This is a genomic window from Kitasatospora sp. NPDC127121, assembly GCF_042677305.1.
Lineage (GTDB): Bacteria > Actinomycetota > Actinomycetes > Streptomycetales > Streptomycetaceae > Kitasatospora.
This window is the reverse complement of sequence record NZ_JBHXTQ010000061.1, coordinates 1-21,567: the sequence shown is the minus strand read 5'-3', so window position 1 is coordinate 21,567 and position 21,567 is coordinate 1. Positions and strand designations below refer to the sequence as shown.

The 21,567-nt window shown below is 72.6% G+C and carries 15 protein-coding genes; 7 read left to right on the top strand and 8 right to left on the bottom strand.

Annotated elements, in window-relative coordinates; genetic code table 11:
- Nucleotides 1-130 precede the first annotated feature (130 nt).
- Nucleotides 131-796 (bottom strand): LuxR C-terminal-related transcriptional regulator, encoded by a 666-nt coding sequence (locus ACFVHI_RS26390; RefSeq protein ID WP_380343362.1) that lies wholly within the window; start codon nucleotides 794-796, stop codon nucleotides 131-133.
- A 173-nt stretch (nucleotides 797-969) separates the two neighbouring features.
- Here ACFVHI_RS26390 and ACFVHI_RS26385 point away from each other — a divergent pair, with 173 nt between their 5' ends.
- Nucleotides 970-4,305, top strand: a complete 3,336-nt coding sequence (locus ACFVHI_RS26385; protein WP_380343360.1) for a cytochrome P450 — start codon at nucleotides 970-972, stop codon at nucleotides 4,303-4,305.
- A gap of 203 nt (nucleotides 4,306-4,508) precedes the next feature.
- Nucleotides 4,509-5,765, top strand: a complete 1,257-nt coding sequence (locus tag ACFVHI_RS26380; RefSeq protein ID WP_244293523.1) for a hypothetical protein — start codon at nucleotides 4,509-4,511, stop codon at nucleotides 5,763-5,765.
- Nucleotides 5,766-5,852: 87 nt separating this feature from the next.
- Here the strand turns inward: ACFVHI_RS26380 and ACFVHI_RS26375 are convergent, their stop codons facing one another.
- Both ACFVHI_RS26375 and ACFVHI_RS26370 read right to left on the bottom strand, forming a co-directional pair.
- Nucleotides 5,853-7,892, bottom strand: coding sequence for a transglycosylase domain-containing protein (locus ACFVHI_RS26375; RefSeq protein WP_244293522.1), 2,040 nt, complete (start codon nucleotides 7,890-7,892; stop codon nucleotides 5,853-5,855).
- 303 nt (nucleotides 7,893-8,195) lie between these two features.
- The gene (locus ACFVHI_RS26370) at nucleotides 8,196-10,376 is read right to left on the bottom strand and encodes a hypothetical protein (protein ID WP_380343356.1); all 2,181 of its coding nucleotides are present in this window, start codon (nucleotides 10,374-10,376) and stop codon (nucleotides 8,196-8,198) included.
- A 201-nt stretch (nucleotides 10,377-10,577) separates the two neighbouring features.
- Between ACFVHI_RS26370 and ACFVHI_RS26365 the strand changes: the two genes are divergently transcribed.
- Complete coding sequence (locus tag ACFVHI_RS26365) at nucleotides 10,578-12,689, top strand: phosphocholine-specific phospholipase C (RefSeq protein ID WP_380343353.1); 2,112 nt, start codon at nucleotides 10,578-10,580, stop codon at nucleotides 12,687-12,689.
- 83 nt (nucleotides 12,690-12,772) lie between these two features.
- Here ACFVHI_RS26365 and ACFVHI_RS26360 read toward each other — a convergent pair whose 3' ends face one another.
- Nucleotides 12,773-13,783: an NAD-dependent epimerase/dehydratase family protein gene (locus ACFVHI_RS26360; protein ID WP_380343351.1), complete on the bottom strand. Its 1,011-nt coding sequence runs from the start codon at nucleotides 13,781-13,783 to the stop codon at nucleotides 12,773-12,775.
- 256 nt (nucleotides 13,784-14,039) lie between these two features.
- On the opposite strand from ACFVHI_RS26360, the gene ACFVHI_RS26355 reads away from it, so the two are divergent.
- Together ACFVHI_RS26355 and ACFVHI_RS26350 are read left to right on the top strand one after the other, a co-directional pair.
- Nucleotides 14,040-15,071: a cytochrome c oxidase assembly protein gene (locus ACFVHI_RS26355; RefSeq protein ID WP_380343348.1), complete on the top strand. Its 1,032-nt coding sequence runs from the start codon at nucleotides 14,040-14,042 to the stop codon at nucleotides 15,069-15,071.
- Nucleotides 15,072-15,145: 74 nt separating this feature from the next.
- Nucleotides 15,146-15,778, top strand: coding sequence for a YdcF family protein (locus ACFVHI_RS26350; protein WP_380343345.1), 633 nt, complete (start codon nucleotides 15,146-15,148; stop codon nucleotides 15,776-15,778).
- A 19-nt stretch (nucleotides 15,779-15,797) separates the two neighbouring features.
- Here ACFVHI_RS26350 and ACFVHI_RS26345 read toward each other — a convergent pair whose 3' ends face one another.
- The 4 genes from ACFVHI_RS26345 to ACFVHI_RS26330 all read right to left on the bottom strand — a co-directional run bounded on the left by ACFVHI_RS26345 (nucleotide 15,798) and on the right by ACFVHI_RS26330 (nucleotide 20,608).
- Nucleotides 15,798-17,084 (bottom strand): RICIN domain-containing protein, encoded by a 1,287-nt coding sequence (locus tag ACFVHI_RS26345; RefSeq protein WP_380343342.1) that lies wholly within the window; start codon nucleotides 17,082-17,084, stop codon nucleotides 15,798-15,800.
- Nucleotides 17,085-17,327: 243 nt separating this feature from the next.
- Nucleotides 17,328-19,550 (bottom strand): NADP-dependent isocitrate dehydrogenase, encoded by a 2,223-nt coding sequence (locus tag ACFVHI_RS26340; protein WP_380343340.1) that lies wholly within the window; start codon nucleotides 19,548-19,550, stop codon nucleotides 17,328-17,330.
- 165 nt (nucleotides 19,551-19,715) lie between these two features.
- The gene (locus ACFVHI_RS26335) at nucleotides 19,716-20,072 is read right to left on the bottom strand and encodes a DUF4180 domain-containing protein (RefSeq protein WP_063350303.1); all 357 of its coding nucleotides are present in this window, start codon (nucleotides 20,070-20,072) and stop codon (nucleotides 19,716-19,718) included.
- Between the two features lie 101 nt (nucleotides 20,073-20,173).
- Nucleotides 20,174-20,608: a helix-turn-helix domain-containing protein gene (locus tag ACFVHI_RS26330; protein WP_063350302.1), complete on the bottom strand. Its 435-nt coding sequence runs from the start codon at nucleotides 20,606-20,608 to the stop codon at nucleotides 20,174-20,176.
- A gap of 236 nt (nucleotides 20,609-20,844) precedes the next feature.
- On the opposite strand from ACFVHI_RS26330, the gene ACFVHI_RS26325 reads away from it, so the two are divergent.
- Nucleotides 20,845-21,150 carry an SAV_915 family protein gene (locus ACFVHI_RS26325; protein WP_063350301.1) on the top strand — a complete coding sequence of 102 codons (306 nt, stop codon included), beginning with the start codon at nucleotides 20,845-20,847 and terminating at the stop codon, nucleotides 21,148-21,150.
- Nucleotides 21,147-21,473, top strand: a complete 327-nt coding sequence (locus tag ACFVHI_RS26320; protein WP_063350300.1) for a hypothetical protein — start codon at nucleotides 21,147-21,149, stop codon at nucleotides 21,471-21,473. The genes ACFVHI_RS26325 and ACFVHI_RS26320 overlap by 4 nt, the downstream gene beginning before the upstream one ends.
- Nucleotides 21,474-21,567: the final 94 nt, after the last annotated feature.

Sequence of the window (21,567 nt, the reverse complement as noted above, 5' to 3'; positions counted from 1 at the left end):
GTAGGGGCTCCACAAGTATTTGTATTGTTGAAATCATTGTGAGCATATAACTAAATCACCGAACGGCCCAGCCCCGTGCAACCCAGCCCGCGCAGCCCAGCCCGCCGGCCTCCCCCGCGAGCCGCCCCCGTCATGGTCGGGGGGCCGGCTCCGGCGGCCAGGCGCCGGCGGCCAGGACGCCGGTGGCGTAGGCGCGGGCGACCAGTGCGGTGCGGTTGGGCAGCTGCCAGCGGCGGGTGAGCCGGGCGAGGTGGTAGTTGACGCCGTCCGGGGTGAGGCCGATCTCCCGGCCGATCTGGGCCGTGGTGGCGCCGCGGGCGGCGGCGGCGAGGATCCGGGCCTCGATCGGGCTCACCTCGGGGCGGGGGGCGGCCGGCGGGCCGGCGGGCCCGGTGCGGACCGGCAGCGAGAGCAGCAGGTTCGGGGCGTCCTCCGGGGTGTCGCCGACCAGGGCGACGGTCATCTCGCCGCTCCGCTCGGTGCCGTCGGCGGCCGACCAGGAGACCGGCGCCGGGTACTGCGAGCGGCGGTGCAGGCGGACGGCCTCGGCGAGCGCCGGTATGGTGGCGCTGTCCCGGAGGGTGAAGAACTCCAGGATCTTCCGGTTGCGCAACTGCCCGGGCAGCAGGCCGAATTCGGCGGCCATCGCCCGGTTGACGATCATGATCCGGCCGCTGAACTCGCACACCGCCAGCGCCACCGGCACGTGGTCGAGCAACCGCAGCGTCCGGTTGCGCCAGATGACGGCGAGGTCCTGCCAGCTCTCCGCCGTCGACTCGCAGTCGGTCAGTCTCATCCCGGCCCCTCCCGTGTACAACTTGCGCGTGCAGCAGACCTGACGGTCCGTTGACAAGTCTTCCGCGACCGCCGCTACTGCACAAACATGTAGTCCTCGGGCCCGGGTTCCTGCCCTGTTCGGGCGAGAGTGGAGGACGACGAGGTTTCTCCTGCCACGGAAGGCGACAACCCATGACCGAGACGATGACCCCGGCGGCAGCCGAGGCTACGAATCCGGCTGGAGCCGGGCTCCCGCCCGGGACCCTGGTGCCCCGGCAGAGCCCCGCCGGGGTGCCGCTGGTCGACATCTCGTCGGCGCCGCCGATCGCCGCCCCCTTGCTGCGCACCATGGAACTGGCCCGGCGGCACGCCCCGGCCTTCGTCCAGCGCCTGCACGGGCGGGACACCCTGATCGTCAGCGGCCTGGACCTGGTCGAGGAGCTGGCCGACGAGGAGCGGTTCACCAAGTCGATCGGACCGGCCCTGGAGAACGTCCGCGAGTTCACCGGGGACGGCCTGTTCACGGCGTACAACGCGGAGCCGAACTGGGCCAGGGCGCACGACATCCTGATGCCCGCCTTCGCGCTCGGCTCGATGCGCACCTACCACCCCGTGATGCTGCGGGTGGCCCGCCGCCTGATCGAGTCCTGGGACGGCCGGTCGGCCGCCGGGCTGGTCGTGGACGTGCCCGGCGACATGACCCGGATGACCCTGGACACCATCGGGCTGGCCGGTTTCGGCTTCGACTTCGGCTCCTTCGACCGGGAGGAGCCGCACCCCTTCGTCGAGGCGATGGTCCGCTCCCTGAACTGGGCGATGAACAAGCTCCTGCGCGACCCGGAACTCGACCACAACGAGCCCGACGAGGCCGCCCGGGGCGACGCCCGGTACCTGGCCTCGGTGGTGGACGAGGTGATCGCCGCCCGCGCCGGCAGCCCCGAACAGGGCCCGGCCGAGGACCTGCTGGGCCTGATGCTCGACGCCGTGCACCCCGCCGACGGCAGCAGACTGGACGCCGAGAACATCCGCAACCAGGTGATCACCTTCCTGATCGCCGGCCACGAGACCACCTCGGGCGCGCTCTCCTTCGCCCTGTACTACCTCGTCAAGCACCCCGCCGTGCTCCGCGAGGTCCAGCGCGAGGTGGACGCGCTCTGGGGCGACCAGGCCGATCCGGAGCCCTCGTACGAGGACATCGGCCGGCTCCGGTACACCCGGCAGGTGCTCAACGAGGCGCTGCGACTGTGGCCGACCGCCCCCGCGTTCAGCCGGGAGGCCCGCGCGGACACCCTGCTCGGCGGCCGGATCCCGGTCCGCGCCGGGGAGCCGGTCCTGGTGGCCACGATGATGCTGCACCGCGACCCCGTCTGGGGCGACAACCCGGAGCTGTTCGACCCCTCCCGCTTCGACCCCGAGCCGGAGGCGGCCCGCTCACCGCACGCCTTCAAGCCCTTCGGCACCGGCGAACGCGCCTGCATCGGGCGGCAGTTCGCGCTGCACGAGGCGACCATGCTGCTCGGCATGCTGGTCCACCGCTACCGGCTGATCGACCACGCCGACTACCAGCTGACCATCAAGCAGACGCTCACCATCAAGCCCGACGACTTCACCCTCGCCCTCGCCCCGCGCACGGCCACGCCCCCGGCGGTGGCGGACGCACCCGTCCGCGCCGCCGACCTGCCCGGGCGGGTCCGCCAGGGCACCGGCCTGCTGCTCCTGCACGGCTCCAACTACGGCGCCTGCCGCGAGTTCACCCGGCAGCTGGCCGACGCGGCGGCCGCGCTCGGCTGCGACACCGCCGTCGCCCCGCTGGACGCCTACGCGGACGGGCTGCCCACCGACCGGCCGGTGGTGATCACCGCCGCCTCGTACAACGGGCAGCCGACGGACGACGCGGCGGAGTTCGTCCGCCGGCTCCGGACGGCGACCGAGCAGGCCGAACAGGCCGAGGGCGGCGAAGGCGCGGGCGCCAGCAGCCAGGGCACCGCCGGGTTCGCGAAGGACGTCCGGTACGCGGTGCTCGGCATCGGCGACCGGACGTACGCCGCCACGTACCAGCGCGTGCCGACGCTGATCGACGAGGGCCTCGCCGCCCTCGGCGGCACCCGGCTGCTCGCCCGGGGCGCGGCCGACGCCTCCGGCGATCTGGCCGGGAAGGTGGCGGAGTTCACCACGGCGCTGAGCCGGGCCCTGCTGGAGCGGTACGGCGACGCCGCTGCACCCGTCGTCGCCCCCGGCACCGGCACCGCGCCCGCTCCCGCCGAGGCCGCCGCCCTGGAGACGTACACCGTGACCGAGCTGGCCGGCGGCCCGCTGGACGCCCTGGCCGCGAAGCGCCGCGTGATCGGGCTGACCGTCACGGCGGTCGGCAGCCTCACCGACCCCGCCTACCCCCGGGTCAAGCGCCTGGTCCGGCTGGCCCTGCCGGAGGGCGTCGACTACCGCACCGCGGACCACGTCTCGGTGCTGCCGGCCAACGACCCGGCCCTGGTCGAGCGCGCCGCCAAGGTGTTGGGCGCCGACGCGGACACCCTGCTCGGCATCGTGGCGAACCGGCGCACCATCCTGGCCGTGGACCGGCCGCTGACGGTCCGCGAACTGCTTACCCACCACGTCGAGTTGCAGGACCGCCCGAGCGCCGCCCAGCGCGCGACGCTGGCCGACCTCAACCCGTGCCCGCCCGAGCAGGCCGCGCTGCGGGCGCTGCCCGAGGACGACCCGCGGACGCTGCTGGAGCTGGTCGAGGACCACCCGGCCCTGCGGGAGGTCCTGACCTGGCCGGTGCTGCTGGAACTGCTGCCGCCGATCCGACCCCGGATGTACTCCATCTCCACCTCGCCGACCAGCGCCCCGCGCCACGTGGACCTGATGGTCTCCGTGCTCGACGCCCCGGCCCGCTCCGGCCGGGGCTCCTTCCGGGGCGTCGGCTCCGGCTACCTCGACCGGGTGGCCGTCGGGGACACCGTGCTGGCGCGCCTCCAGCCGTGCCGCGAGACGTTCCGGATCGGCCACCGCGCCCCGGTGATCATGATCGCGGCCGGCACCGGCCTGGCGCCGTTCCGCGGCGCGGTCGCCGACCGCCGCGCCCTGCTCGCCACCGCCACCGCCGACAAGGCCGCCGCCACCGACGAGGCCAAGGACAGGGCCACCGAACTCGCCCCGGCCCTGCTCTACTTCGGCTGCGACGCGCCCGACGCCGACTACCTGCACCGCGACGAACTGCTCGCCGCCGAGCAGGCCGGCGCCGTCTCGATGCGCCCGGTCTTCAGCGAACAGCCCGTCGACGGTCGGCGCTTCGTCCAGGACCGCATCGCCGCCGAGGGCGCGGAGGTCTGGAGCCTGCTCGCCGCCGGCGCCGAGGTCTACGTGTGCGGCGACGGCGCCCGGATGGCCCCGGGTGTCCGCGCCGCCTTCCGCGAGCTCTACCGGAGCCGGACCCCCGGCGCCGACGAAGGCCGGGCCCAGGCCTGGCTCCAGGGCCTGATCGACGAGCGCCGCTACGTCGAGGACGTCTACGCGGGCCGCTGAGCCCGCCCGACCGGAGGCCGGCCGCACCCACCCGGGGCGCGACCGGCCTCCGGTCGCACACCTATCTCCCAACTCCCGTCCCATGCAAGCCTCGACACATTGTCGATCAAGGTGTTCTGATGTTCGCACCATACGTATGACTATCTGACCAGCATTTGACGGCAGGTCGGAGAAACGGAGGAACGGTGCGGCCTGCTCGTGGCGTGGCTGTCCTGCTGGCAACGGGGGTCGTCGTGGCCCTCGGCCTGGGCACGGGAGGCCCCGACTCGAAGGGCAGACCGGCCACCGCCGGCGCCGCTCCGGAGAGCACACCCGACCCGAGCGGCACACCCTCCGACAGCCCCAGCAGCCCCGGTGCCACCCCGACCCCCAGCGCCACGCCGACCTGGGACGGCCAGGTCAAGGTGCTCGGCGACGGCTCCACCTCCGACACCGGCCCGCAGCCCAGACAACCCCGGCCCGAGAAGCTGAAGCCCGGTGAGAAGCCGCCGCAGTTCGTGGTGTTCTCCTGGGACGGCGCGCTGGAGGGCGACGACGAACAGTTCTCGCGCTTCCGCAAGCTGGGCACGGAGAACAACGCCCAGATGACGTTCTTCCTCAGCGGCATCTACACCCTGCCCAAGTCCAAACGCACGCTCTACCACCCGCCGCAGCACGACGCCGGCGCCTCCGCCATCGACTTCGCCACCGACGCCCACATCAAGGACACCCTGGAGCAACTGCGCCTGGCCTGGCAGGACGGGAACGAGATCGGCACCCACTTCAACGGGCACTTCTGCGACTCCAAGGGCGGCGACGACTGGAGCACCGAGGAGTGGAAGAGCGAGCTCGACCAGGCGATCTCCTTCGTCACCAACTGGAAGACCAACACCGGCTTCAAGAACCTCCCGCCGCTGCCCTTCGACTACACCAAGGAGGCGGTCGGCGGCCGCGCCCCCTGCCTGCAGGGCCAGAAGAACCTGCTCGCGGCCGAGAAGGCGGCCGGCTTCCGGTACGACGCCAGCTCACCGGGTGAGTTCCAGGTCTGGCCCGGCAAGAAGGGCGGCATCTGGAACTTCCCGCTCCAACTGCTGCCCTACCCGGGCAAATCGACCCAGGTCCTCTCGATGGACTACAACTTCCTCGCCAACCAGTCCGAGGACACCACCAAGGGCGATCCGAAGAAGTACGACGCGTGGGAGAAGGAGACCCGCAACGGCTACCTCAACGGCTTCGAACGGGTCTACAACGGCAGCCGGGCCCCGCTCTTCATCGGGAACCACTTCGAGAGCTGGAACGGCGGCATCTATATGCAGGCCATCGAGGACGTGATGAAGAGCGTCTGCACCCGGGAGGGCGTCCGCTGCGTGTCCTTCCGCCAGGTCGCCGACTGGCTGGACGCCCAGGACCCCAAAGTGCTCGACCAGTTGCGCGCGCTGGACCCGGGGCAGCCGGCCGACTGGTCCCGCCTGGTCAAGTGACCAGGCCCGGACGGCCGCGGGGCCGTGACACCACGCCCCGCGGCCGCCCGGCCCCACCGGCCCCAGGACCTACCGGCGCCCCAGGCCCTACCGGCCGCTCGCGCCTCCCGGGCCACCGGCCGCCTTCATGTACGAGGTCCAGATCTGGGTGGGCAGCGCGGAGTCCGGGGTGTCCGGGGCGGCGCCGCCCAACCCCTCCAGTGAGAGCAGCTTCATGTCCTTCAGGTCCGCCCGGAAGACCGTGACGGCCGTGGACATCCGCGCGTCGTAGCCGACGAACCACCCCGCCGTGCGGTCCGGAGTCGTTCCCGGCTTCCCGGCCAGGTCCGGCCCGGCCTCCGCCACCGACCTGGCGCTCCCGGTGCGGACCGCGCTCTTGAGCGCCGCGTCCACCTCCCCCGCGACCTGCGGGGTCAGCGCCTGTACGGCGGTCGGCAGGCGCAGCCCGAGCGGCTCGCCGTTCCGGGTGATCCGCAGGACGGAGTACGGGTCCGTGTGGCTGCCTCCGGCGGCGAAGGCGGCGTAGGCGTCGGCGGTCCTGATCGCGCTCGGTGTGGAGTTCCCGACGCCGAAGGCCGGCACCAACTCCCCCATGCTGCCCGGGAGCAGGCCCAGGTCGGCGGCGGTCTTCTGCACCCGGTCCAGGCCGACGTCCATGGCGAGCTGCATCATCGGCCCGTTGACGGACTGCTCCACCGCGCTCCTCAGGGTGACCGTCCCCCAGCTCCGCTTGCCGTCGTTGGCGGTCTTCGCTATCCGCCCGTTACGCCCCCAGTACGGCCCCTCCGGGGTCATCACGTTCACGCCGTCGTCGCCGTCGTAGGTGGTGGCGGGCGTCACCGGGGTGCGGCTGCCGCCCCGCTTGCGCTGCACGCCCTCGCTCAGGCCCGCTGCGTAGACCAGCGGGGTGAAGGCCGAACCGACCGGCACCGTGGAGGTGTTGGCGTTGTCGAAGCCCTGTTTCAGGTAGTCGGTTCCGCCGTAGAGCGCGACGATCCTCCCGTCCGGGGCCACCGAGGCGGCACCGACCTTCAGTAACCGGTCGGCCTCGCGGCTGTCGGGGTCGATCCCCTTGGTGGCGTCCCGCACCGCGGCGGCCAGCGCGTTGACCTTCGGCTTGTCGAAGGTGGTGAAGATCTGGTGGCCGCCGAGGTCGAACTGGGCCTGCGTGATGTCGCTGTGGCCCTCCACGTAGGTCCTGGCCATGTCCACCAGGTACCCGACCTGGCCGCTCAGCCCCGCCGCCTTCGGCTGGGTCCTGGGCTCGGGGAACACCGTGTACCGGGCGCGCTCGGCGGCGGAGAGCCTGCCGACCTTCACCATCCGGTCCAGGATCCAGGACCACCGCTCCTCGGCCCGCCGGTGGTTGTTCGCGCTGATCCCCGGATCGAACTGCCCGGCCCCCTTCAACAGGGCGGCGAGGAAGGCCCCTTCGCTCGGGTTGAGCTGCGAGACGTCCTTGCCGTAGTACGCGGCCGCGGCCCGTTCGATGCCGTAGCTGCCGCGCCCGAACCAACTGGTGTTCAGATAGCCGGCCAGGATGTCCGGTTTGCCCATCCGCCGGTCCAGCTTGATCGCGATGACGATCTCGCTGAGCTTGCGCGAGAAGTCCTGACGCTGGTTCAGGTAGTTGTTCTTGACGTACTGCTGGGTGATGGTCGAGCCGCCCTGGGTCTCACCGCCCGAGACCATCTGGTAGACCGCGCGGCCGATGCCCGTGAAGGAGATCCCCGGGTCCGAGTAGAAGGTCTCGTTCTCGGCGGCCAGTACGGCCCACTGCACCGACTCCGGCACCTGGTCGAGCGGCACCTCCTGCCGGTTGGTCTCGCCGATCCGTGCCATCTCGGTGCCGTCCGCCCAGAAGTAGACGTTGTTCTGCTGGGTGGCGAAGGCGTTCAGGTCCTCCGGGACGTGGGTGGTGACGTAGAACCAGGTCAGCCACCCCGTCAGCACCGCGGCCCCGGCCCCCGCCACCAGGAGCAGCTGCCGCCAGGACGGGAGCCAGCGGCGGACTCCGCGCCGCCCTCTGCGCGGGTAGTCGATCCACCGCCGCCCTCCGGGCTCCTCCCCTCCGGCCTCCCCTCCGGGCTTCTCCTTCTCCGCCCCGCCACCTTGGTCAGCACGCACAGTCCGGTCTCCGATTCGCTCGTGGGCACAGACCCCCGAACTCAGACGCGATGGGGGCCGGACCACGGCACAACGGAATTGATGTGATCACGGTCATACCGAGCGGACCGACGGGACGGCACGGACCCACCCGGCCTGGGGCGGAACAACGCCGGCCGAGGAGGTGGACCACGGGGAAACGACGACGCCGGGGTGCCTTGTGGCACCCCGGCGGGTGGTCGAGGGCGAGGAAAGCGAACGGGCTATGTCAGGTGGTGTGAGAAGGAAGCCCGTTCATGGCCTCGCCGGGGCCAACGCTAGCAGTCAGGCGGGGATCAGGTCACGCAGGTTTTCCGGGGTGATGACGACGGAGTCCGGGTGCAGGCCCTCCGGGCGTTCCAGACCGATGTACGTGACCGGGCCGGCCGGGAGCGACGTGCCGTCCCACAGCGTGGTGGCGGTGGCACGCTCGCCCATCAGCTCGGTCAGATGGCGGACCGTCAGGTGGTCACGCCCGACGATGCCCCGCAGCAGCGTGGCGACCGACATCCGGTTCCCCTCGACCCGGTTGGCGTTCGGGTTGCCCTTCAGGTACAGGTGCAGCCACTTGGCGTGCCAGCGGCCGTCGTCCCCGCGCAGGAAGGCCAGCGGCAGGGCGACCCTGCCCGGGCCGCGCAGGTCCGACTTCATCCGGACGGTGCGCGGTTCGAAGGGGCGGCCCTGCTGTTCGGCGTCGCGCAGCATGAAGCCGAAGAAGGACTCCTCGACCTCCTCGAAGCCCTCACCGGAGAAGATGTTGACCTGCGGGACGATGGCGCTGCCGCGTACGGCGCCCAGGCGCAGGTTGATGAACTCGGAGCCGCCGTCGGGGGCGTCGGTGACGTCTCCGGAGTGCTCGCCCTCGACCTGGCTGAGCGAGGTGTAGGAGAGCCAGCCGAGCGTCTCGTAGGAGTCGTCGAGCATCAGGGCGGACAGGTCGAAGTCGGTGCTGTGACCGGTCTGCTTCCAGTAGACGAAGAAGCGCAGCAGTTCGCCGTCGACCGGGGTGAGGGAACCGCGGGGCAGTACGCCGAGTCCGGCGGTGGTGGCCTTGCCGCTGAGCGGGAGTGCGACGTCGAGTACGTCGGGGTCGATCAGCAGGTGCCCGGGGTCGGGGAGGCGGCGGCTCGTCTCGGCGTCCAGGGCGGCGAGCAGGCGGTCGCGTTCGGGTGCCGGCAGGGGCGGTCGGGTGTCGGTGGTGACCCAGGCGCGGCCGAGGCGGTTGACGAAGAGGCGGCGCCCGTCCGCTTCCCCGGTGCGGTTGTGGAGGTGTTCGCGGACCGACAGCAGGACCCGGCCGGAGACCAGCGGGGCGGCCTGCTCGACGGCGGCCACGACGGTGTCGCGTTCCTCCGGGGTGCGGCCCGCGCGCAGCAGACGGTCCAGGGAGCGGAACAGCATGCCCGGGGCGGCGGCCAGCAGCCGTACCGCGCCGGTGACGTCGCCGGCGCCGAGGAGTTCCTCGACGCGGCTGGTGAGGGAGCGGGCCGTCACCTCGCCCCGGGCCACGGCGAACACCTCGGCGGCGCGCGGCCAGCGCGGGTACTCGTGCGGGTGGAGGCGCTCACCGAGGCGCTTGAACGCCTCGCGGTGCCCGCTGACGTCGGCGAGCTTGGCGGGGTTGGCGCCCACCACGGCGTCGAGGCCGGCCAGCAGGGCACGGCGGGCCGGTCGGGACAGCGCCCGGAACCGGGTCGGTTCCGCCAGGGTCACGTCGCCGTCGGACAGTGCGCAGGCCAGCCGGAGCACGTCGGTGACGGTGTCCAGGAGGAGGTCGGCGCCGGCCTGGAGGCGGGCGAGGTTGACGACGGCGCGGTTCTCCCGGACCGGGATCGCCTCTGGCTGCGGACCGGCGACGCAGTGCCCGGCGAGCACGCCGAGGTCGCGCAGGCCCTCCTCGCCCAGCGGCGTGGTGCTGCCGGCCAGGGCCAGGTAGAGGGCCGTCACCTCCTCCTCCAGGGCGCCGCCCAGGTGCAGGACCGTCATGCGGTCGCCCGCAGCTGCGATCAGCTCGTCGTGGGCGGCGAGCAGTTCTGCGTAGCTGTGCTGGTAGCGGCCGTAGGACGGGAGGGTCAGCAGGTCGACCACGCCGGTGCGCAGTTGGGCGAGCACACTGCCTCGCGACGCGTCGTCGGCGAGCGCCCCGGCGATGCAGTGCGTCCAGAACTCGAAGGTGTCCGGCACGTTGAGCGGGAAGTCGATGAAGTAGGCGTTGTGCCCGACGTGGTCGCCCACCGACTCGCGGACGGTGCCCAGGGTGCGGGCGGCGGTGTCGACGACCGTCGCCTCGGGCAGCCCCGACAGGTACTCCAGCAGGTCCGCCGAGAGCTTGAAGCCCACGGACATCAGCGCGGCGTCGAACTGCCGCGCCACGACAGCGCCTTGCCCCGCCGGAGCGCCCGGCCGGGAGGGGGCGGGGAGGCGATGGGTGTGCCGGACGACGATGGGTTCGAGACGGTGGACCATGCGGTCATGCTCGCAGAACGGTGCGGGGCGACGCATGCGGGTTTCCGGGCCCGCCGCCGGTGGGTCCGGGGAAGTTGGCTAGACAGGAATTGGCTGAAAACTCATGCGGCGTTCGCTGGGGGACCTCGTACGGCCTGGCTGCGGCACCTATGTTCGAACCTTCTTGGCACCCCCCTGTACCCCGAGAAGGAAGGACACCACGTGGCCTCCATCGACCGGCGCCGATTCCTCCAGCTGAGCGGCGCATCCGCAGCCGCCGCAGGCCTCGGCGCGTTCCCGCCCGCGGTCAGCAAGGCCCTGGCACTGCCCGCGATCGGCCGGACCCGCTCGATCGAGGACGTCGAACACGTCGTCGTCCTGATGCAGGAGAACCGTTCCTTCGACCACTACTTCGGCACCCTGCGCGGCGTGCGCGGGTTCGACGACCCGCGCCCCACGCTGCTGCCCGACGGCCGGCCGAACTGGCACCAACCCGCCGCCGCCGTGAAGACCGGCCGCTACCACGACCGCGGTCTGCCCGCCTCCGAGCAGGAGGTGCTGCCCTGGTACATCGACCCCAGGAACACCACCGAGTACCAGGCCGGCACCGACCACGGCTGGAGCAGCGGCCACCTCGCCTGGAACGAGGGGCGCCACGACCAGTGGGTGAACCAGAAGCAGGACGTCATGACGATGGGCCACCTCAAGCGCCAGGACCTGGCGTACCACTTCGCCCTGGCCGACGCCTTCACCCTCTGCGACTCGTACTTCTGCTCCGTCCACGCCGACACCGCGCCCAACCGCATCTACCTGTGGACCGGCACCAGCGACCCGCGCAACGTGTACGGCCGCAAGCCCAACGGCCCCGGCCTGGAGGAGCGCAACAACACCAACGGCTACACCTGGACCACCTACCCCGAGCGCCTGGAGAAGGCCGGCGTCAGCTGGAAGCTGTACCAGGGCGGCTCCGGCGAGCCGGGCACCCCCACGGACAACTACACCGACAACTCGCTGATGTTCTTCGAGCGGTACCAGGTCGCCGAGGGCGCGTCGGGCCCCCTGGTGGACAAGGGCGCCACCGACCACACGCTGAAGGAGTTCCGCGCCGACGTCCAGCAGGGCCGGCTGCCGCAGGTCTCCTGGATCGTCCCGCCGTACAAGTACAGCGAGCACCCGTCCGCGACGCCCACCGACGGCGCGTACTACATCAACCTCGTGCTGGACGCGCTCACCTCCAACCCCGAGGTCTGGGGCAGGACGGTCTTCCTCATCAACTACGACGAGAACGACGGCCTGTTCGACCACGTCGTCCCGCCGATGCCGCCGGTCGTCAGCGGCCCGGGCGGCCAGGGCATCGTCTCCGCCGACCTGAGGGCGAGCCTGCGCGACGAACTGCTCGACCTCGGCAAGCACCCGGGCGAGATGGGTCCGCTGGTCCCCGGCGCCGACCCGGGCGGCCTCCAGCCGATCGGCCTCGGCCCGCGCGTGCCGATGCTGGTCATCTCCCCGTGGTCGCGCGGCGGCTGGGTCTGTTCGGAGACCTTCGACCACACCTCCGTCCTGCGGTTCCTGGAGGCCCGGTTCGGCATCGAGGAGCCCAACATCAGCGCCTGGCGCCGGTCGGTCTGCGGCGACCTCACCTCGGCGCTCGACTTCTCCGGCGCCGACCCGCGGCCGGTCTCGATCCCGGTGCCCGCTCCGATCGCCTCGCAGGGCAAGCCGTACCAGGTGCCGCTGCCCCAGCGGATGCCCACCCAGGAGCCCGGCGTCCGGCCGGCCCGCGCCCTCCCGTACGACCTGGTGGTCAACGAGGAGGAGACGGACACCCCCGGGCGGTTCCAGCTGGATCTGGAGAACCGGGGCGAAGCGGGCGCCTGGCTCTACATCTACGACCGGACCGCGCCGAAGGCCGCCCCCCGCCGCTACACCATCTCCGGCGGCGACACCCTCGGCGACTTCTGGCCGCACTCCGCCTCCGGCGACTACCACCTCGCCGCCCACGGCCCGAACGGGTCGGTGTACGAGTTCGAGGGCAGCGCCCGGACCGAACTGGTCGCGCTGTTCGACCCGCAGAAGTCCAAGGTGCGCGTCAAGATCACCAACAACGGGCCGGCCGCCCGGACGGTGACCGTCACCAACGCCTACGCCAAGGGCTCGCAGCAGAGCCGCAGCATCCGGCGCGGCGCCTCGGCCCAGTTCACCTTCGACATACGCCCCGACAGCCGCTGGTACGACATCACCGTCGCCGCCACCGACGGCCCGACCTTCCGCCGCCGCTGGGCCGGCCACCTGGAGAACGGCCGCCCCGGCACCAGCGACCCCGGCACCAGCTGACCGACGGCGCGGCCCTGACCGTCGGCACAGCGCCCGACCGACGGCACGGCGCCTGAACCGGCGCGCCGCACCGGCGTTTCGTCCTACGCCGGTGCGGCGAGCCCCAGCGCCTGGCGGTACCAGGGGGCGGCGGCGGGCAGCCGGGCGAGGGGGCCGGGGCCGGGCGGGCAGGCGGCGAGACGCCAGACGTCGTCCCCCCGGTACCAGTGGTCGCGGGCGATCAGGGAGAACTGCCGCTCGGAGACGCGGCCCGGGGTGGCGGCGAGCAGACGCCGGCATTCGTCCCACGAGGCGCCCGGGCCGTCCGGGCCATCCGCGCCGTCCGCGCCGTCCGGGCCGTCCGCGCCGGGCAGGGCGGGCAGCAGGCCGAGGCCGGCCAGGGCGGCGAGCAGGTCGCCGGCCCGGACCGGGTCGGGGTGGCTCGCGTGCTGGACGCCGGGCGGGACGGCGTGGTCGTCCAGGGCGAGCGCGGCGATCAGCCGGGCCAGGTCGGCGCGGTCCACCACGGAGAGCCTGGCGTTCCCGCCCGCCCAGGGCACCGGCACCCGGCGGACCAGTTCGGCCAGCGCGGGAACCACCCAGCGGTCGCCCGTCCCGGTCACCAGGCCGGGCCGCAGCACGACGGCGCCGGCCGCCAGCGCGACGCGTTCGCCGAGCAGCCTGGTCCGGCTGGCCTCGGAGACCGGGGCGGCCGGCACCTCGTCGACCCCGATGCCGGAGTGCGGCCCCTCGCCGTACACCGCGGTCGTCGACAGGTGGACGATCCGGCGCACCCCGGCCCGGGTCGCGGCGGCCGTCACCGCCTCGGTGCCGTGCACGTTCACCGCCGCGCACTCCTCGGCGCCCCCGGAGACCCGGGAGGCCAGGTGGAGCAGGACGTCGGCACCCTCGCAGAGCACGGCCAGCGCCGCCCCGTCGGCGAGGTCGCCCGGCACCCAGACGGCCGGGCCGCGCCCGTCCGGCACTGCGCGGGCCAGCGCGCGCACCCGCGCGCCGCGGGCGGTCAGGGCGGCCAGCACCGCGGAGCCTATGAAGCCGGTCGCCCCGGTCAGCGCGACCGTGGTGCGCTCCGGGTGCCGCCGTCCCGCCGCCATGCCGCACCCCTCGCCGTCCCACCGTGTCGCCGTCTCGGCGTGTCCCGTGTCGCCGTATCGGCGTGTCGCCGTCGACCGGCCGGTCAGTCTATCCAGCCGCCACCCGCCCGGCGGCCACCCGTACGGAGGGGGCGGGGCACGGCCCGAGGTAAGGCCCACCTAGGCTGTAGGCCAAGCAAAACGGGCGAACCGGACCCCCTCCAGGGGCCACCAGGACGGAAAGCAGGGCCCCCCGATGGGCGACGGAATGTCAGGCATGCACCACCACGGCGGGATGACCCAGCTAGGCCCGTTCACCTTGTCCAACGTCTGGACCTGGTCCCCCGACTGGGTGTTCCTGCTGGGCGGCCTGGCCGCCCTGGCGCTGTACGCGGCGGGCGTGGTCCGGCTCCACCGGCGCGGCGACCGCTGGCCGGTCGGCCGGATGGTCGGCTGGGCGGCCGGTGTCGGCAGCCTGATCCTGGTCACCTGCACCGGGCTGAACGACTACGGCATGGTGCTGTTCAGCGCACACATGATCCAGCACATGGTGCTGTCCATGCTGACGCCGATCCTCCTGCTGCTGGGCGCCCCGATCACGCTGGCGCTGCGCGCCCTGCGGCCGGCCGGCCGGGGCCGCCCGCGCGGGCCGCGCGAGCTGCTGGTGGCGCTGCTGCACAGCCGGTACGTCCGGGTGATCTCGCACCCGGCCTTCACCATCCCGATGTTCATCGCGAGCCTGTACGGGGTCTACTTCACCCCGTTGTTCGACTTCCTGATGCAGTACCGCGCCGGGCACATCTTCATGATGGTGCACTTCCTCCTCACCGGTCTGACCTTCTTCTGGCCGATCATGGGCGTGGACCCGGGCCCGCACCGCCCCAGCCATGTGATGCGGATCATCGAGCTGTTCATGGGCATGCCGTTCCACGCCTTCTTCGGCGTGGCCGTGATGATGGCCAGCCACCCGCTGGTCACCACCTTCACCGTGGAGGGCTCGCCGCCGGGCACCGACCTCCTGGAGGACCAGAAGCTGGCCGGCGGCATCACCTGGGCGTTCGGCGAGATCCCGACCGCGATCGTGCTGATCGCGCTGGTGTACCAGTGGATGCGTTCCGAACAGCGGCAGGCCCGCCGCAGCGACCGCGCCGAGGAGCGCAGCGGCGACGCCGAGCTGGAGGCGTACAACGCCTACCTGGCCTCGCTGCACAAGCGCGGCCCGGGCCCGGCGGCCCCCGCCGCCCCGGCCTCCCCCGCTGCCGCTGTCACCCCCGTCACCCCCGTCACCCCGGCGGCCGACGTCGGCTGAGCCCGCCGCCGCCTGCACCACGGAACCCCCGTCCCCCTGTGGAACGGGGGTTCCGCCGTATACGTTCGGACGGTATGCACGTTCTGCTGATCGTCGCCGTCCTGCTCGGCGGGTACGTCCTGCTCTGGCTGCTCGGCTTCCTCGGCTGCGCGCTGCGGCAGGGGCGCCGCCCCGCCCCCGCCGGGGCGGACTACCTGGTGGTCCTCGGCGCCGCCCTGGACGGCTGCGAGCCCGCCCCGCCGCTGGCGGCCCGGCTGGACGCCGCGCTGGAACGTTTCGCCGCCGAGGAGGCCGCCGGGCACGCGCCGCTGCTCCTGGTCACCGGCGGGAAGGGCCCGCACGAGGAGTGCACCGAGGCCGCCGCGATGGCCCGCTACCTGACCGCCCGGGGCGTCCCGGCCGACCGGATCCGGCGCGAGGAACGGGCCGTGAACACCGTCGAGAACCTGCGTTTCAGCGCGGCGCTGATGGCCGCCGAACGGCCCGGCTACCGGTGCACGGTCGTCACCAGCGGCTTCCACACCGCCCGCACCGCGCTCGCCGCCCGCCGGGCCGGCGCCCCCGGCCGGGTGGTCGGCGCGGACGGACTGCTCGCCCACGGCCCGTACGCACTGCTGCGGGAGGCGGTCGGCACGGCACTCGCGTACCCGCGCGCCAACGCCGCCGCCCTCCTGCTCCTCACGGGCACCGGGGCCCTCCTCGGCTAGGTCCCGGGCCCGGCGGCTGCTACTGGAGCCTCCACTGCTGGTTCCAGCCGCTGTCGCACGTCCAGACGCCCAGGGCCTTGGCGTCCTCGTCGTAGGTCAGGCAGTCCTGGTCGGTGATCCGGATCCGGTACTGGCCGTCGCCCTGCGCGACGAGCTGCCACTTCTGCTCGTCGGCGCCGGTCCACGGCTTGGCGTCGGCGACGTAGCCCTTGGTGTTCTCGGTCAGCGCGAGGCCGGACACGGCGCTGGTGATCTTGTAGCGGCCGTTGCCCAGCGCGGTGAACTGCCAGCCGGTGTTCTTGGGGCCGCTGGTGCCGGCGAGGATCGAGGGGCCGGAGGCAGCCCCGGTGGCCACCGGGCCCCGGCCGGTCTTCACCTTCGGGTACAGCAGCCCGGTCACGGCGTCACCGCCGCCACCGCCGCCCTGGTGCGCGGGCACACCGGGAGTGGCGGTCCCGCCGGTGCCCACGCCCGGCACCGTACCGGGCTTGGCCGGGACACCCGGGGTGGCGGTCCCGCCCGTATTGACGCCCGGCACCGTACCGGGCTTGGCCGGGACGCCCGGGGTGGCGGTCCCACCGGTGCCGACGCCCGGCACCGTACCGGGGATGCCGGGAGTGACGGGAACGCCCGGGGTGCCGGGGGTCCCCGCGATGTCGGCCGGGATCTCGCGGGCCGGGAAGTGGATGATCCGCTTGCTGTCGTAGCAGCGGATCAGCACGCAGGACCGGGAGGTGGTCACGGTCCGGTCCGAGTCGCTGCCGACGAAGGCCCAGTTCCCGTAGCCGCCGTCGCCCTTGTTGGTGAAGGTCGACTCGCCCGCGAAGACCCAGATCCGGAAGTCGTCGTAGCCGGTCGGGCCGCCCTCGCTGTCGTGGTGCTCCAGCTTGACGGTCTGGTCGATCAGCACCCCGCGCATGTCCGCCTCGTAGACGTTGCGGAACCAGAGGGTGTCGTACAGGTCGGTGCCGTCGTACTTGAACACCATCACGTTGAACCCCGGTGCGGCGGCGCTCAGTTGGCCGGCCATCCCCTGGGTGAACGCCGCGTTGTCGGCCTGCGCGGTGAGGGCCGCGCTGCGGAAGCCCCCGATCATGGCGCCGATGGAACTGATCAGCGCGCTGTAGCAGTTGCCGTTGCCGATGTTGGCGGGCCCGCCGACGCCCGGCTCGATGCCCGGGCAGTCGGTCGCCGCCGAGGCCTGCTGCGGCACGGCCATCAGGCCGGTCGAGGCCAGGGCCGCCAACAGGGTTCCGGCGACGGCCCGTTGGGTGGCCCTGGCCGTCCGGCGGGAGGAAGCGCGCATGCTGAAGTGCCCCGATCATTCGGCGAGGTGGCGTCCGCCTGCGGATCCGCGGCGGAGAACGGTCCTCCGGATGCTAGGGCCGCTCACCGGCACCACCCGTGATCTTGACGGCTCCCTGACGAACCGTTGATGATCTTCCTCCGCACTGGCGCCGCAGCGCCGCGGAGGCCGCCCGGAAAGCCGGGAGGCTCCCGGGTCCGGTACCGGACCCGGGAGCCTCCCGGTGCTTCGACTCCCCTGGGATCAGGCGAGGTTGGCGAGCGCCTCGTTGAAGGTCTTGGACGGGCGCATCACCGCCGCGGCCTTGGCCGGGTCCGGCTGGTAGTAGCCGCCGAGGTCGACCGGCGAGCCCTGCACGGCGATCAGCTCGTCGACGATGGTCGTCTCCTGCTCGCCGAGCGCCTTGGCCAGGCCCTCGAACGCCTGGGCCAGCTCGGCGTCGGCGGTCTGCCGGGCCAGCTCCTGGGCCCAGTACAGGGCCAGGTAGAAGTGGCTGCCGCGGTTGTCGATGCCGCCGAGGCGGCGGCTCGGCGACTTGTCCTCGTTGAGGAAGGTGCCGGTGGCGCGGTCCAGGGTGTCGGCCAGCACCTGGGCGCGGGCGTTGTCGGTGCTGGTGGCCAGGTGCTCGAAGCTGGCGGCCAGGGCGAAGAACTCGCCGAGGCTGTCCCAGCGCAGGTAGTTCTCCTTGACCAGCTGCTGGACGTGCTTCGGGGCGGAGCCGCCGGCACCGGTCTCGAACAGGCCGCCGCCCGCCATCAGCGGGACGACCGACAGCATCTTGGCGCTGGTGCCCAGCTCCAGGATCGGGAACAGGTCGGTCAGGTAGTCGCGCAGCACGTTGCCGGTCACCGAGATGGTGTCCTCACCGCGGCGGATGCGCTCCAGCGAGAACGTGGTGGCCTCGACCGGGGACTTGATCTCGATCTGCAGGCCGGTGGTGTCGTGCTCCGGCAGGTACTTCTTGACCTTCTCGATCAGGACGGCGTCGTGGGCGCGGTTCTCGTCCAGCCAGAACACCGCCGGGTCGCCGGTGGCGCGGGCGCGGGTGACGGCCAGCTTGACCCAGTCCTGGATCGGCAGGTCCTTGGTCTGGCAGGCACGGAAGATGTCGCCCGGCTGGACGGCCTGCTCCAGCACCACGTTGCCCTCGGCGTCGACGAGGCGGACGGTGCCGGCCGCGGCGATCTCGAAGGTCTTGTCGTGGCTGCCGTACTCCTCGGCCTTCTGGGCCATCAGACCGACGTTCGGGACGGAGCCGATGGTGGCCGGGTCCAGGGCGCCGTGGGCGCGGCAGTCGTCGATGACGGCCTGGTACACGCCGGAGTAGCTGCTGTCGGGCAGCACGGCGAGGGTGTCGGCCTCCTGGCCGTCCGGGCCCCACATGTGGCCGGAGGTGCGGATCATGGCCGGCATCGAGGCGTCGACGATGACGTCGCTCGGGACGTGCAGGTTGGTGATGCCCTTGTCCGAGTCGACCATCGCCAGGGCCGGGCCCTCGGCGAGCTCGGCCTCGAACGAGGCCTTGATCTCCGCGCCCAGGTGCGGCACGCCGTCCAGGCCGTTGAGGATGCCGCCGAGGCCGTTGTTCGGGTCCAGACCGGCGGCGACCAGCACCTCGCCGTACTTGGCGAAGGTCTTCGGGAAGAAGGCGCGGACGACGTGGCCGAAGATGATCGGGTCGGAGACCTTCATCATGGTGGCCTTGAGGTGGACCGAGAACAGCACGCCCTCGGCCTTGGCGCGCTCGACCTGGGCGGTCAGGAACTCGCGCAGGGCTGCGACGCGCATCACCGAGGCGTCGACGACCTCGCCGGCCAGCACCGGGACGCGCTCGCGCAGCACGGTGGCGCTGCCGTCCTCGGCGACCAGCTCGATGCGCAGCGCGCCGTCGGCGGCGATCACGGCGGACTTCTCGGTGGAGCGGAAGTCGTTCTCGCCCATGGTGGCGACGTTGGTCTCGGAGTCGGCCGACCAGGCGCCCATGCGGTGCGGGTGGGTCTTGGCGTAGTTCTTCACCGAGCCCGGGGCGCGGCGGTCCGAGTTGCCCTCGCGCAGGACGGGGTTGACGGCGCTGCCCTTGACCTTGTCGTAACGGGCGCGGACGTCCTTGTCCTCGTCGGTCTGCGGGTCGTCCGGGTAGTCCGGGAGCGCGTAGCCCTGCGCCTGCAGCTCGGCGACGGCGGCCTTCAGCTGCGGGATGGACGCCGAGATGTTCGGCAGCTTGATGATGTTGGCGCCCGGGGTCTTGGCGAGGTCGCCCAGCTCGGCGAGGGCGTCCTCGATCCGCTGGCCCTCGGCGAGACGCTCCGGGAAGCTCGCGATGATCCGCCCGGCCAGGGAGATGTCGCGGGTCTCCACGCGCACACCCGCCGTCGAGGCGTATGCCTGGACAACCGGCAGGAACGAGTAGGTCGCCAGGGCCGGAGCCTCGTCGGTGTGCGTATAGATGATGGTCGAGTCAGTCATCGGTACTCCGCTTCACGTCTCCAACGTCTTGACGTCAAGATATCTCGTCACGGCCCCCTAGCTCCACCTCCCCCCGCCCCGGAGCGTGCGCCGGGTGCCCCGGGGGCGCGCCGACGGTCAGCTCCACCGTGGTCCCGGGGCGGGTGCGGGGCAAGCGGAGAACGCTCAGACCTCGGCGAACCTGGCCGCCAGCTCCGTCTCGTCGGCGAGGAACCAGAGCTGTCGGCCGCGGTTGCTCTCCCGGACGAAGTCGCGCAGCGGGTCGCTCGCCGCGACGTGGTCGGCGATGTCTCCGAGGACCACCAGGCCGACGCGGTAGTTGACGAATTTCTGCACGATGCCGCCGGCGACCCGGGTGCGCAGTGTGAAGAAGTCCGGGTGCAGCCGGGCGACGGGGACGACCACCCAGGAGGCGCCGCGGCCGAACGCGTCGCCGATCACGTCCATGGCGTCCTGCTCCTCGCGGATCGGCGCGCCCTCGGCGGGCAGCCGCAGGACCGTCGTGCCGTACTGCTCGGACATTGCCGTTCTCCCTGGTCGATGTGGGTTCGCTGTGGATCCGATGTGGATCCGGTGTGACCGACGCCATCCGGCGCGGCCGGCGTCAGCGCCTGGACGAGGCCTCAGTGCATGGACGAGGTCATCGTGTGGACGATGCCGAGCAGCGCGGCGGTGTCGGCCGGATCGCCGAGGACGACGAGCCGCAGGGTCTCCCGCTCCTCGTCGTGGACGGTCTCGACGTGCAGTGGCCAGCCGCCCTCGCGCGGGCCGGCGATCGCGGCCAGCACGGCGTTGGACAGCCGGTCGGCGGCGACCCGGTCGACGTTCTCGATCCGGACGACGGCGGACACCTCGGCGCGCCGCGGGCCGGCACCGGGCACGGGTGCGGGCGGGGCGGCCGGGGCACCGGTGAAGGCCTCCAGGTCCGCACGGGCGATCCGGTACTGCTTGCCGATCCTGGTCGCGGCGAGCCGGCCGTCGCGGATGTAGCCGCGGACGGTGCGCACGTGCAGGCCGAGCAGTTCGGCCACCTGTTCCACCGAGTAGTACTGCGCCACCTGCGACCATCCTCTCGAACGTCCTCATCCGCAGGAAACATACCATCCGATAGGGATGTTTACGTAATGATAGGGAGTGGTTTAGTCCACTCGGGTGAACCGACCGTCAGGGGTGCGTCAACGCACCACCTCATTCGGTCAACGCCGCGTCAGGACCGGCGACGCCCGGCGGAACCCGGCCTAGCGTCGAAGCAGCAGTTCCGGCAGGCACCACCACCCCACCCGGGAGCACTCGCATGGCCCGCGTCGTCTGGCACGTTCCGGTCACCGTCTCCAGTACCGGCACCACCACCGCCCTCCGCCTCTTCCGCCTGCGCGACGGCCGCCGCTGCGCCGTCGGCTTCTCCAGCCCCGAGTCGCTCGCCGCCCTCTTCGGGCCGGACCAGGCCTTCACCGAATTCGGTGAACCCGCCCTGCGCGCGCTCACCGCCCCCCTCGGCATCGACACCCTCGTCCTCGACCCGCGCCTGGTCGCCCCGCCCGTCACCGCACCCGCCACCCCGCTCGCCCCCGCCCCGACCGCACAGCTCCAGCACCGGTGACCGCCCTCCAACTGGTCCCCGAGGATCCTGACCCCGAACCGGAACCACCCGAGCCGGCCCGGGCGCTGCACGCGCTCGCCCGGGTCAGCTACGGGCCGGTCCCGCTCGACTTCGACCGGCTGGCGGCCGAACACCCGGCCGTCCAGGGCGGACTCTCCCTCGCCGGCGACGCCGACCTGGAGCTCCGCCTCGCCTGCACCGGCCCCGAGGAACTGCGGGCGGTCGCCGCCGCCCTCCAGCGCGCCGGGGCCGCCAGGATCCGGATCGACCTGGTGCTGCGCGCCCTCACCCCCAGACCGGTCACCCTCCGCCCGGTTCCCTAGGCCCTGGCGACCTCCTCCCGCGCCCCGGTCGGGGGGGGGGGCGGCGGCGCCCCCCCCGCCCCCCCCCCCCCCACCCGGGACGAGCCCCCCCCCC

Bases quoted from the DNA above. Each gene is read 5' to 3' on its own strand.
- ACFVHI_RS26335 (WP_063350303.1), bottom strand. From the start codon at position 20,072: ATGTCCGAGCAGTACGGCACGACGGTCCTGCGGCTGCCCGCCGAGGGC.
- ACFVHI_RS26350 (WP_380343345.1), top strand. From the start codon at position 15,146: ATGCACGTTCTGCTGATCGTCGCCGTCCTGCTCGGCGGGTACGTCCTG.
- ACFVHI_RS26390 (WP_380343362.1), bottom strand. From the start codon at position 796: ATGAGACTGACCGACTGCGAGTCGACGGCGGAGAGCTGGCAGGACCTC.
- ACFVHI_RS26370 (WP_380343356.1), bottom strand. From the start codon at position 10,376: ATGGTCCACCGTCTCGAACCCATCGTCGTCCGGCACACCCATCGCCTC.
- ACFVHI_RS26355 (WP_380343348.1), top strand. From the start codon at position 14,040: ATGCACCACCACGGCGGGATGACCCAGCTAGGCCCGTTCACCTTGTCC.
- ACFVHI_RS26385 (WP_380343360.1), top strand. From the start codon at position 970: ATGACCGAGACGATGACCCCGGCGGCAGCCGAGGCTACGAATCCGGCT.
- ACFVHI_RS26345 (WP_380343342.1), bottom strand. From the start codon at position 17,084: ATGCGCGCTTCCTCCCGCCGGACGGCCAGGGCCACCCAACGGGCCGTC.
- ACFVHI_RS26340 (WP_380343340.1), bottom strand. From the start codon at position 19,550: ATGACTGACTCGACCATCATCTATACGCACACCGACGAGGCTCCGGCC.
- ACFVHI_RS26360 (WP_380343351.1), bottom strand. From the start codon at position 13,783: ATGGCGGCGGGACGGCGGCACCCGGAGCGCACCACGGTCGCGCTGACC.
- ACFVHI_RS26325 (WP_063350301.1), top strand. From the start codon at position 20,845: ATGGCCCGCGTCGTCTGGCACGTTCCGGTCACCGTCTCCAGTACCGGC.